This is a genomic window from Pseudidiomarina homiensis (genome assembly GCF_003987225.1).
In the GTDB taxonomy this organism is placed as follows: Bacteria; Pseudomonadota; Gammaproteobacteria; order Enterobacterales; family Alteromonadaceae; genus Pseudidiomarina; species Pseudidiomarina homiensis.
Map to the genome: position 1 here is coordinate 230,243 of NZ_PIPX01000003.1, position 10,929 is coordinate 241,171.

At 49.4% G+C, this 10,929-nt stretch carries 11 protein-coding genes and 1 rRNA gene; 5 read left to right on the forward strand and 7 right to left on the reverse strand.

All coding sequences use genetic code 11. The features are described 5' to 3' along the window. Complete coding sequence (locus CWI70_RS11950; RefSeq protein WP_126774037.1) at positions 1 to 639, reverse strand: flavin prenyltransferase UbiX; 639 nt, start codon at positions 637 to 639, stop codon at positions 1 to 3. Further along, a complete protein-coding gene (mpl, locus tag CWI70_RS11955; protein WP_126774039.1) occupies positions 626 to 1,984 on the reverse strand; it encodes a UDP-N-acetylmuramate:L-alanyl-gamma-D-glutamyl-meso-diaminopimelate ligase in 1,359 nt (452 codons plus the stop codon). The genes CWI70_RS11950 and mpl overlap by 14 nt, the downstream gene beginning before the upstream one ends. Before the next feature lie 150 nt (positions 1,985 to 2,134). Between mpl and CWI70_RS11960 the strand changes: the two genes are divergently transcribed. Genes CWI70_RS11960 through CWI70_RS11980 form a run of 5 tightly spaced genes read left to right on the forward strand, consistent with a single transcriptional unit; the run spans position 2,135 to position 6,170 of the window. Beyond that, entirely contained in the window at positions 2,135 to 3,127 is a 993-nt protein-coding gene (locus CWI70_RS11960; protein WP_126774041.1) for a class 1 fructose-bisphosphatase, read from the forward strand. A gap of 50 nt (positions 3,128 to 3,177) precedes the next feature. Further along, positions 3,178 to 3,708 (forward strand): inorganic diphosphatase, encoded by a 531-nt coding sequence (ppa, locus tag CWI70_RS11965; protein WP_126774042.1) that lies wholly within the window; start codon positions 3,178 to 3,180, stop codon positions 3,706 to 3,708. A gap of 5 nt (positions 3,709 to 3,713) precedes the next feature. After that, positions 3,714 to 4,415, forward strand: coding sequence for an ABC transporter ATP-binding protein (locus tag CWI70_RS11970; RefSeq protein ID WP_126774043.1), 702 nt, complete (start codon positions 3,714 to 3,716; stop codon positions 4,413 to 4,415). Next, positions 4,408 to 5,688, forward strand: coding sequence for an ABC transporter permease (locus CWI70_RS11975; protein WP_126774044.1), 1,281 nt, complete (start codon positions 4,408 to 4,410; stop codon positions 5,686 to 5,688). Before CWI70_RS11970 ends, CWI70_RS11975 begins: the two co-directional genes overlap by 8 nt. Further along, the gene (locus CWI70_RS11980) at positions 5,685 to 6,170 is read left to right on the forward strand and encodes a DUF3299 domain-containing protein (protein ID WP_126774045.1); all 486 of its coding nucleotides are present in this window, start codon (positions 5,685 to 5,687) and stop codon (positions 6,168 to 6,170) included. The genes CWI70_RS11975 and CWI70_RS11980 overlap by 4 nt, the downstream gene beginning before the upstream one ends. Before the next feature lie 22 nt (positions 6,171 to 6,192). Here CWI70_RS11980 and CWI70_RS11985 read toward each other — a convergent pair whose 3' ends face one another. The 5 genes from CWI70_RS11985 to rrf all read right to left on the reverse strand — a co-directional run bounded on the left by CWI70_RS11985 (position 6,193) and on the right by rrf (position 10,727). Then, entirely contained in the window at positions 6,193 to 6,954 is a 762-nt protein-coding gene (locus tag CWI70_RS11985; protein ID WP_126774046.1) for a TIGR04219 family outer membrane beta-barrel protein, read from the reverse strand. A gap of 28 nt (positions 6,955 to 6,982) precedes the next feature. After that, a complete protein-coding gene (locus tag CWI70_RS11990; protein WP_126774047.1) occupies positions 6,983 to 7,411 on the reverse strand; it encodes a copper chaperone PCu(A)C in 429 nt (142 codons plus the stop codon). Between the two features lie 32 nt (positions 7,412 to 7,443). Continuing rightward, entirely contained in the window at positions 7,444 to 7,755 is a 312-nt protein-coding gene (locus tag CWI70_RS11995; protein ID WP_126774048.1) for a hypothetical protein, read from the reverse strand. Positions 7,756 to 7,943: 188 nt separating this feature from the next. Then, positions 7,944 to 10,361 carry a TonB-dependent receptor plug domain-containing protein gene (locus CWI70_RS12000; RefSeq protein WP_241967903.1) on the reverse strand — a complete coding sequence of 806 codons (2,418 nt, stop codon included), beginning with the start codon at positions 10,359 to 10,361 and terminating at the stop codon, positions 7,944 to 7,946. Between the two features lie 251 nt (positions 10,362 to 10,612). Beyond that, positions 10,613 to 10,727 (reverse strand): 5S ribosomal RNA (gene rrf, locus CWI70_RS12005). Positions 10,728 to 10,929: the final 202 nt, after the last annotated feature.

Genomic DNA, 10,929 nt, shown 5'->3' on the forward strand with positions numbered 1-10,929 from the left:
TTATGACTCCTCTCGCGCTGCTGACTGATCGTAGCCCCAACGCGGCTGCAGCTTTTGTGCTAACTGCAAATGATCAAGAATTCTCGCCACCACAAAATCAACCAAATCATCGACGCTTTGCGGTTGATGGTAAAAGCCAGGTGCAGCAGGCATCACCGTGACGCCCAATTGCGCCAGCTTAAGCATGTTCTCAAGATGTAACGCAGACAGTGGCATTTCACGTGGCACCACAATCAATTGCCCGCGCTCTTTGATAACCACGTCAGCAGCACGCTCGAGTAGTGTGTCACTAGCACCGTGGGCAATGGCAGATAAGGTTCCCGTTGAGCAAGGACAAATCACCATACGCTTCGGTGCTGCTGAACCGGAGGCTACGGGTGAGAACCATTGTTCTTTGCCGTAAACCTGCAACTGCTCAGCGGTGACTTTAAAGTGTTCCCGCAAGGCATCTCCCATCGCTTTTGGCGCAGCCGGCAACTGCCAATTAAGCTCGGTTGCAAAGACCACGCGCGCCGCACTGGACATCAACAGATGAACCTGTTGCTGTTGTTGCAGCAAGCATTCTAACAAACGCACTGCATAAGGTGCACCCGAGGCGCCAGTAATCGCGAGTGTTATTGCCTGACTAGATCGACTCATGGTGATTCTCCTCTGCTGCTGTTAACGCCTTAAGCAAGCGTTGGTGCAAACCGCCAAAGCCACCGTTGCTCATGATCAAAACGTGATCACCAGGCGTTAAAGTACGTTCCAATTTCTCGAGTAGTTCATCGGTGGTGTGACTAATGTCTGCGTTAGGAACATAGTCACTCAACTGCCACTCGATGCCTTCCGGCTGCAGTAAATAACAAGCATCGGCAGTCGCCAATGCCGGAGCGAGATCCGCCGCATGCACACCACGTTTCATGGTGTTCGAACGCGGTTCCAACACTGCCACAATGCGCTCTGCACCCACTTTTGCGCGAAGCGCATCGATGGTCAGTCGAATAGCGGTTGGATGATGCGCAAAATCATCATAGATCGCAACGTTATTAGGGCTACCGATTAACTCCAAGCGACGTTTGGTATTTTTGAACTCGGTAAGTGCAGCGGCGGCCACATCAAGTGGCACACCAACGTGATGCGCTGCAGCCATCGCCATAATCGCATTGGTCGCATTATGCACGCCAACAATTTGCCATTGCACTTCGACACACTCATTACCATGCATGACTTCGAATTGCGTGGCATCGTCGCTTAATAATTTAAATTGCCAGTCACCGCCTAGGGTCTGCAGTTCACTCCAACAGCCTCGTTCGAGGACTTCTTTTAGGTTTTCATCCTGTTGTGGATAAATAATTTGACCATAGCCTGGAATAATTCGCACTAAATGGTGGAACTGCGTTTGAATCGCCGCGAGATCGGGGAAAATGTCAGCATGATCGTACTCGAGATTATTGAGGATCAAGGTCGACGGCTGATAGTGTACAAACTTCGAGCGCTTATCAAAAAAAGCGGTGTCATACTCGTCGGCTTCAATAACAAAGAAATCACTGTTACCGAGCTGTGCCGAGCAACCAAAGTTAGCTAACACGCCACCCACTAGAAATCCTGGTTGATAACCTGCGTAAGCCAAAATCCAGGCCAGCATGCTCGAGGTTGTCGTTTTGCCATGGGTGCCAGCGACCGCCAAAACCCATTTATCTTGCAGTAATTCATCGTGCAGCCACTGAGCACCCGACCGATACGGAATGCGTTGATTAAGCACCGCTTCCACCGCAGCATTGCCACGACTCAGCACATTACCAATGATAACAAGGTCAGGTCTTGGATCGAGCTGTGAGGCATCGTAGCCTTGATAAACCGTAATCCCTAACGCTGCCAGTTGGTCACTCATCGGTGGATAAACATGGGCATCGCTCCCGGTGACATGATGCCCCATCGCCTTTGCCAACGCGGCAATTCCTCCCATGAAAGTGCCGCAAATGCCTAAAATATGAATGTGCATAAAAATTTAGCTCGTTCTACGTTATCGGTGCACGAAAATTGCGGCTAGTGTAGCATGCGAGACACTTTTACGGAGATTCTTGCAGGCAATTTACCTATTTTTGCGGTAAACTTAGCCGCGATTTTGAGCAGCCCACCAAATGAGGATGTTATGCAGCGTTTAATTCCGACGTTACGCCGTGATCAAGTCGCCGAAGGCCTAATCTCAGTCATCAATACTTTGCAGATTTGTGCGAAAGAAATTTCGTACCGACTCCATCAAGGAGAACTCGCCGGTGTTCTCGGCTCGACGCTCGACGAAAACATCCAAGGCGAAACACAGAAAAAGCTCGATGTGCTTGCCAATCAGCTGCTAAAAGATATTCTGCTCGAAAATAAATTTGTCCGCGCGGTCGCTTCTGAAGAAGAAGAAGGCATTGTTGAAGGCTTTGACGACGGTCGTTATTTGGTCGCCTTTGACCCGCTCGACGGCAGCTCAAATATCGACATCAACAGCATGGTCGGTACTATTTTCTCGGTCTTACCAACGCCAGAGGACGGTCGCTCTGGCAGCGAAATGTTCTTACAGCCGGGTCGCGAACAGGTAATGGCAGGTTACGTTCTTTATGGCCCTTCAACGATGTTAGTGTTCACTACCGGCAAGGGCGTTCGAGTGTTCACTCTAGACACGACCGTCGGTGAGTTCTTGCTGACCGATGAAAATGTCGAGATCCCAGCAGACACCTGCGAGTTTGCCATCAATATGTCGAATTACCGCCATTGGCAGCCAGAAATGCGCACTTACATTGACGATTTATTAGCCGGCGATACGGGCCCGCGCTGCAAAAACTTCAACATGCGTTGGATTGCTGCAATGGTTGCCGACGTGCATCGCGTTCTCTGTCGCGGCGGGTTATTTACCTACCCATGGGACAAACGTAAGCCGGGTAAACCCTACAAACTGCGCTTGATGTACGAAGGCAATCCAATGGCGTATTTGGTTGAGCAAGCCGGTGGCCGAGCTCATAGCGGCGAACAGCGTATTTTAGATATACAACCTGAGCACATCCATCAACGCATTGGCGTTATTTTGGGATCAGCCAACGAAGTAGATACCTGTTTGAGCTATCTGCAAGGTTCGCATTCCGCGCCAAGCAACGTATAATAAGCGGCCAAAACTTTTATTCTGACTTTAAGTTATCAATAGGAAACACCATGAGCTTGAGTGATGTAAGTGCAGGCAAGAACCTGCCAGATGAAGTGAATGTGATCATCGAGATCCCTGCGAACGCAGATCCGATCAAATACGAAGTCGACAAAGATACCGGTACCCTTTGGGTTGACCGTTTTATGGCGACCCCGATGTTCTATCCAGCGAACTATGGTTTCGTCAACGATACTTTATCGCTCGACGGCGACCCTGTTGATGTGCTGGTTCCTACGCCATACCCACTGCAAGCCGGTTCAGTTATCAAATGCCGTCCAGTTGGTGTTTTGAAAATGACTGACGAGTCAGGTGAAGATGCGAAAGTTATCGCCGTACCGATCAGCAAGCTGAGCAAAGAGTACGATCACATTCAAGACGTGAACGACTTGCCAGAATTGCTTAAAGCGCAAATCACTCACTTCTTCGAGCGTTACAAAGAGCTCGAAAAAGGTAAATGGGTGAAAGTTGAGGGCTGGGGCGATATTAACGAAGCGAAAGAAGAAATCGTTTCTTCGTACAAACGCGCGCAAGCCAAATAAAGCCTATGAGCACCTGTGTCGAGCTGAAGCAACTTCAGTTTACGTGGCCGGGTGCTCAGTTGCCGCTGCTGAGCATTCCAGAGCTAACGATTAACCGTGGTGAACGGATACTGTTACGGGGTGCAAGTGGTAGCGGCAAGTCAACTTTGCTTGGCCTTATCGCGGGCATTCACACCAGTGGCCCGGGCCAAGTAAAGGTGCTTGGCGAGGATCTTGCAAGCCTCAGTCAGCATCACCGCGATCGCTTGCGGGCAAATGATATTGGCTATATTTTCCAACAGTTTAATCTCTTACCCTATTTATCAGCGATGGCCAACGTGACCCTCGCATGCCAGTTTGCCCCTGCGCGCCGGAAGCGACTTGCGCAACAATCCATAACCGCGGAAGCAGAGAACTTATTAACCCGTTTAGGGTTAACCTCGGCCCAGCAACGGCAACCCGCGCACCAATTGAGTGTCGGTCAACAACAGCGCGTTGCTGCTGCGCGAGCGTTACTTGGCAGCCCTGCTCTGATTATCGCCGACGAGCCAACGTCTGCGCTTGACCAAGCCCATCGCGATGACTTTATTCAACTTCTCTTTGAAGCCTGCGATGCGCAACAAACAACTTTATTGTTCGTCACGCATGACGCTACGTTAGCGCCTTTGTTTCCGCGGTCTATCGAATTGAGCGACATCAACCACGGCAGCGGAGGACGCGATGTTTAAACTCGCATTAGCCAGCCTGTGGAACCGTCGCGGTAGCGTGTGGCTAACGATCTTAGCCATTGCGGTAAGCACCTTATTATTACTCGGGGTTGAGCGTATACGCGTACAAACCCAAGCGAATTTCTCAAATACCATTTCAGGAACGGACTTAATTGTTGGAGCACGTACGGGATCAACTGAATTATTGCTAAGTAGTGTTTTTCATATTGGCAATCTTTCGAATACGTTGAGTTGGCAAAGCTACGAACATTTACGCGAGCTACCGGGAGTGACTTGGCATATTCCAATGGCGATGGGCGACAGTGTTCATGGCTTTCCGGTCATTGCGACTACCGATGCGCTGTTTGCACACTTTAAATACGGTAACAAGCGCCCGTTGGCCTTCGCTGCCGGAAGTCCATTCCAACAGCATGAGCAGCTGACCATTGCGGTCGTAGGTGCCGAGGTGGCAAGTGAGCGGCAATTGCAAGTTAATGATGACCTCATCGTTGCGCACGGTACCGGTGAAATTAGCTTTAGCCAACACGATGCTCATCCATTTCGCGTCGTCGGTGTACTTAAACGAACCGGAACGCCTATTGATCGGGGCGTTTTTATTCCGCTAGCGGCACAAGGTCTTGTCCATGGTGAGTATCTTCCCGACAGTGAGCATGATGATCACGCTGATGAAGACCATCAACATGACCGTCATGAACATGAAGCGCATCAAGAACCTCCGGTGTATACCCTGAGTGCGGTATTGCTGGGCCTTGAAAACCCCGCCCTTGCTTTACGCCTGCAACGCACCATCAACACCTATCGTGGTGAAGCTTTATCGGCAATTATGCCTGGCCTCGCATTACAAAATTTTTGGCGTACTTTAAGTCTGTTTGAACGCGCTCTGGTCGCTATCTCAGTACTAGTGGTCATTACCGGTCTGTTAGGGATGTTGACGACGCTGTTGGCGAGTTTACGTGAACGCCGCCGCGAAATGGCAGTCTTACGTTCTATTGGCGCAGGACCTATTACTATTTTAGGGTTATTAGTCGTTGAGGCATTTGTCGTAACCTTGGTCGGTGTCATGTTGGGTACCGTCGGCCTCTACAGTGTGTTAATTTTTGGCGCCGAACTATTGCAACAGCAACTCGGTATCCACGTTAGCGCAAGTGTACTAACCTTGCGCGAGTTGTATCTTTTGTTAGCAATCTTACTTGCTGCAACGGTACTCAGTTTATTTCCCGCATGGCGCGCTTATCGCAACGCGTTAGCGGACGGACTTACGGTGAAGCTATGAAGTGGTTATTTGCAAGTATGTTGTCGTTCTGCGTGGCGTTTGCGCTGCCAGCTTACGGACAGGAGTTTGCTGAAACAGAATGGAAAGACCTCGTCCCTGAAGGCTACAAGCCCCCACCGGTACGCAGTCAGGCCTTTTACGACATGAACCCGGAAGCAATGGGCCAGCCTGATATGAATGCGCCGGTGGTTGAAGCATTAGATGGTAAGAAAATCCGTATCCCCGGCTTCGTGGTGCAGTTGCAAGCTGAAGACAGTAAGGTAACGGAGTTTCTGTTAGTGCCGTATGAGGGGGCTTGTATCCACGTACCACCACCACCGCCCAATCAGGTCGTTCTCGTGCGCTTTCCGGAAGGCTATCCGATTCGCCAAGCTTTTAATCCAGTATGGGTTGAAGGCACGATTAAGGTTGAACGTGCTGAAGGTGATTTAGCTGTTGTCGCCTATCAAATGGATGCAGTGAATGTAGCGCCGTATCAATAACGGCGCTTGCTGCTAGCGCAACTTAGAAGTGGAATTCAACGCCTAAATAAGGCCCTTTGTACTCTAAGTTCGAGTAAATACCATCAAGATCGTCTAGCTCAACATTGAAAACGCGATAGCCCAGCTGCAGATTCACATCTACTGCGAGATTCTCGATAGGGCGATACTCAACACCAAACTCATAATCTTCTACTTTTGAGTCTTCAATACTGACCGCATTGGCAAGGCCATATAGCGTAAGGTCTGTCGCTGGAATGCCCACACGCACTTGACTGTAAAGTGTTGGGATCCAACCATCAGTGCTTTGCCCCTGTAGCGTTTGTTGGCCTCGGACTTCAATACTGCCATCCACGCGTTTCGCGGTTACCCCAAGGTCGAACGACACTAAGTCATTATCGAAGAGTTCATAATAAAACGTGTAGTCGGTGTGGCTCAGGTCAGCAGTGTAGTCAAGGCGACTATCGGCCGCAAAAGTTGTGCCGAAAAACGAAAACTCTTCGTCGAGCAGCTGACTGCCGTCGGTTGTAAGGTCATTTTGCCGAACTTTCACGTTGGGGATGAGCGGGATTGGATGCTCAAAGGCAATGTAAGCGCTACCCTGCTGTTCATCACCAAACGAAAAGTCAGGACTCATTTGTTCGGAACCAAAGGACCCACTGGTATCCGTTTGCCAAGCCTGTGCACCTGCATAAACACCGAATACAGTATCCGCATTCGCTTGCGGTGCGGCAACAACTCCAACGCTGCTGGCTAGTAACGCCACAGCCATAGTTACTTTGCGCATGCCTTACTCCTTTAAACTCGACTAGCTATCATTTTAGCGACCGCACTTCGGCCACAACGTCTAGCGCGTCAGCATCGGTGAATTGCAGTTGAAAAGCAACGCTTTCTCCCACCCTAAACGGATTTTTTACACCAAAAAACATAATGTGGTAGCTACCCGGCTGGAAAACCACCTGCTCGTCAGCGTTAATAGTAAGCTCCGGCACGCGGCGCATGCGCATCATACCTTCATCATTCATAACATGCTGGTGCACTTCGCTGGCACGTGAAGCATCGCTACTGACGCCACTTAATGTAACGGCCTGAGCGCCATCGTTACGAATAACAAAATAGCCTGCCCCATTTTCTGTACCTGGGATTGTCGGTTTTACCCAAGCATCGCTAACCGTAACATCGGCCCAAACACTCAGCGGCAAAACAAAACATGCTGCCAGTGCCAATTGTTGTAATCGCTTCACAAGATTCTCCCATGCTGATTCATGGGGTTAGTTTACACAGCTTTTGGGCGTTTTCGAACTAACAAATACAGAATCCCTAATAGCAACAGGTACGGCCATAGCCAACTAAAGAGGACTGCTACCAATGCCACACCAGCAACAGCAACACCAACCGCAATGCTCCCCCCAATTGCAACTACCAGTGCAAAAGCGCCAAGTGCTATAGCGACCAAAACCAAACCAGTGACGCCGATACTAATCACTAAACCGACCACAGCACCGATCAGTCCTAAGATCTCGTCACCAAAAAGAAATAAAGCTAACAGTCCGGCGATAACCCAAAGCCAAGTTGATTGTTTACGCATAGTGTTCTCCAACTAAACCACTTCAAGCGGTTGCTACATTTTATGTTTTACTTCTATGCTTTGTTTATTCAATATTCGTGCCATCTTTTTATTTCTTTTTATTCAACAGGTTACGCTTGATGAAAAGTGTGAGGCATAAAAAAACCGCCACTATGTGGCGGTTTTCACAACTCGATTCACAGTTGTTCTTAGAAGTTATACGTTAGTTCAGCATAGTAATACCCACCGTTAAAGCCGAATGGCGCGTTGGTATTTGGATACATAAAGATCCCGTTGAACTGACTTTCTGGACGTTGCTTGTCTGGGTATTCATCGAACAAGTTCTGCACGCCTGCACTCACCGTTAACTGGTCGCTAAGCAAGTATTTGGCGGACAAGTCAGTAACCCACTTCGCGCTAAACTTAGTTTGCACACCTTGGTTATTCTCGAGAACATAATCACCGAAGTAATTGAATGCTAAACGTGTTTCCAGATCGCCTAGACTATGGGTAAACGCAACACTACCGCTATTATGCGGCACTGAACGTGTCATTCGTGTGCGCTCAACACCATCAAACAGGTTATCCTCTAGCCCGTCGAGCAGGACCGGTAGATTGATGTCATCGATCTCGGTTTTATTGTAGCCATACGCAAGTTGTGCGCGTAAAGACCCCATCTGCTCAAGCTCAAACGTTTGCGAAGCAACCACGTCAACACCTTGGGTGGTAGTATCAACGGCGTTCACAAAGAAGCGCGCATTGTCAGCACCGCTTGCGGCGAGAGCATCGCCAACTGCCGGGGAATCTTCCGGACTCAAATCGCCGGAAAGGATAATGCGGTCGTCAATAGCGATCTGGAAGGCGTCAATGGTTAAGGTAAAACCTTCGTACCCGTTATAGACCACACCTGCACTAAAGCTTTGCGACTCTTCAGGCTCTAAACCTTCAATACCTAAAGCTTGGGCAACTGGACTAATATTATTAAAGGTACCGCTTTGCTCTGCCTGAAGCCCATCGCCACGATCGACAAATAGGGTAGAAATATTCGAGAAATACAACTGTTGCACGCTCGGCGCACGGAAGCCAGTATTTGCCGTCGCACGAATTGCCCATTCATCATTTAGATCGTAACGACCAGATACCTTCCAGCTGGTATTACTACCGAAGTCCGAATAATCCTCGTATCGAACAGCTGCACCCCATTGGAAATTAGCGGTCAGCATATTTTCGACTTCTAAGTAGAAACCAGTGTTATCACGGGATTCATCAACCTCTGACTCAGGTTTAAAACCGGTAAATCCCTGACTACCCGCAGGACGGTTCTGATAGCCACCGTTAAGGTAAGAAGCTTCTTCACCTGCAGCAATTTGATAGCTGTTTTCACGGTAACTTACACCAAAGGCAACGGCGAGATCCGAATTGTTGACGAACGGGAAGAAACGCTGAAAATCGATTGTCGCGTTAAATTCATCGGTAGTTAGTGTTCCCGCGTCGAATTCAGTTTGTGAGCTAGGACCAATCGAAGCATTTAGAGAGTTTTCTAAGCGGTACTGGAATTCACTTTCGCCAACACCGGCACTAGCATCGACAGCCCAGCCTGACAGGTCAAAGCGATAGCCAACATAAGCTGACATGTCTTGGGTTTCAGGGCTCAATAACGGCAAGAAGCCATCAGGGTAAATCTCTAAAATGTTTCGGTTGTCGAGCGCACGACGATAAAATGCGCCACTTTGCGACGTTCGATCACTCGCACCACCAAAGGCATAGAGTTCCCCCTCACCTGCTGCCAGTGCAGCATTGAAAAAGACGGCCTTGTTCTCGAAGGATGCAGCACCTACATGGTGGTTCAATCGGTCAAACGTTTCTTCGCGCGGGTCGAGTTCACCATCAACAAGTGGGTATTGTTGCCGCGGATCGAGTCCGGCTCGATTGGTTTTATTTTTGTGGTGGTATTCAGCGGCAACGGTAAAGTGACCATCATCACCCAAGGCAAATCCGGTGCTACCATGAACTTTGTATTGTTCGCCGTCGCCTTCATAGGTTTGCCCAGCATTTGCGGTGATCGAGCCACCTTCAGATTGATCCTTGAGAACGATGTTAATGACACCAGCAATCGCGTCAGAACCATACAGCGCGGCTGCACCGTCGCGTAGCACTTCGATACGCTTGATAGAAGAGATTGGAATCGCGTTTAGATCAACGTTAGAACTGCCGCGACCGGTGGTACCATTTAGGTGCACCAATGCACTCATATGGCGGCGTTTGCCGTTTACGAGTACCAGTGTATGGTCCGGAGACAGTCCTCGCAACGAGGCTGGACGCACTGCGTCTGAGCCATCAGTGATCGACGAGCTGGGGAAGTTAAAACTAGGAACTGCATATTGCAGTGCGCGAGCGGTTTCGGTAATACCGCTGGCTGATAGCTCTTCGCCTGAAATGATATCAACTGGTGCTGTGCCGTCGGTGGCTGTGCGCATCGACAAGCGTGAACCGATAACTTGAATACGTTCTTCTGCTTCAACATTCGCGCCATTTTCGTCTTGGGCAAATGCAGCGGGGCTCACGACGGTTAAGCCGGACAGTGCGCCCGTGCTCAACATTGCGAGCAAGGTCTTGTTCGTTTTCATGCTAATTACCTCTCCTAGATGAGTACTTCTTATAGTCCGATGAGCATAGCAATGGATCAGGCAAATGCTTAGTTGACTTTAGTCTAAGAAAGATCGAAAAGCGAAGAGCGATGTTTGCTGTTTGCTGTTCGCACGCTCACTGCGTTCACTCTTGGTTTAAACCAACAACAAACAGCGAATAGCGAACAACGCAGTTATCCGTGAGACATAAAAAAACCCCAGTCCATTTGGACTGGGGTTCTCTATTTAAAGCCTGGCGGTGTCCTACTCTCACATGGGGAAGCCCCACACTACCATCGGCGCTGAAGCGTTTCACTACTGAGTTCGGAATGGATCAGGTGGTTCCACTTCGCTATGGCCGCCAGGCATAAACTTGTCAAAAATAAGGTCGAAGCTGATTGTAACAAGCACGGTGCCACCCTGCTTGTTTCCCCGTAGTAGAACTACGGGCTACATTTGGTAAAGGGTCGAACATGTGTTCGAGACAACCCTAAACACCTTCGGTGTTGTATGGTTAAGCCTCACGGGCAATTAGTACGGGTTAGCTCAACGCATTACTACGCTTCCA

Coding starts and splice junctions, on each gene's coding strand:
- ppa (WP_126774042.1), top strand. CDS start 3,178: ATGAGCTTGAGTGATGTAAGTGCAGGCAAGAACCTGCCAGATGAAGTG.
- mpl (WP_126774039.1), bottom strand. CDS start 1,984: ATGCACATTCATATTTTAGGCATTTGCGGCACTTTCATGGGAGGAATT.
- CWI70_RS11995 (WP_126774048.1), bottom strand. CDS start 7,755: ATGCGTAAACAATCAACTTGGCTTTGGGTTATCGCCGGACTGTTAGCT.
- CWI70_RS11970 (WP_126774043.1), top strand. CDS start 3,714: ATGAGCACCTGTGTCGAGCTGAAGCAACTTCAGTTTACGTGGCCGGGT.
- CWI70_RS11960 (WP_126774041.1), top strand. CDS start 2,135: ATGCAGCGTTTAATTCCGACGTTACGCCGTGATCAAGTCGCCGAAGGC.
- CWI70_RS11975 (WP_126774044.1), top strand. CDS start 4,408: ATGTTTAAACTCGCATTAGCCAGCCTGTGGAACCGTCGCGGTAGCGTG.
- CWI70_RS11950 (WP_126774037.1), bottom strand. CDS start 639: ATGAGTCGATCTAGTCAGGCAATAACACTCGCGATTACTGGCGCCTCG.
- CWI70_RS12000 (WP_241967903.1), bottom strand. CDS start 10,361: ATGAAAACGAACAAGACCTTGCTCGCAATGTTGAGCACGGGCGCACTG.
- CWI70_RS11980 (WP_126774045.1), top strand. CDS start 5,685: ATGAAGTGGTTATTTGCAAGTATGTTGTCGTTCTGCGTGGCGTTTGCG.
- CWI70_RS11985 (WP_126774046.1), bottom strand. CDS start 6,954: ATGCGCAAAGTAACTATGGCTGTGGCGTTACTAGCCAGCAGCGTTGGA.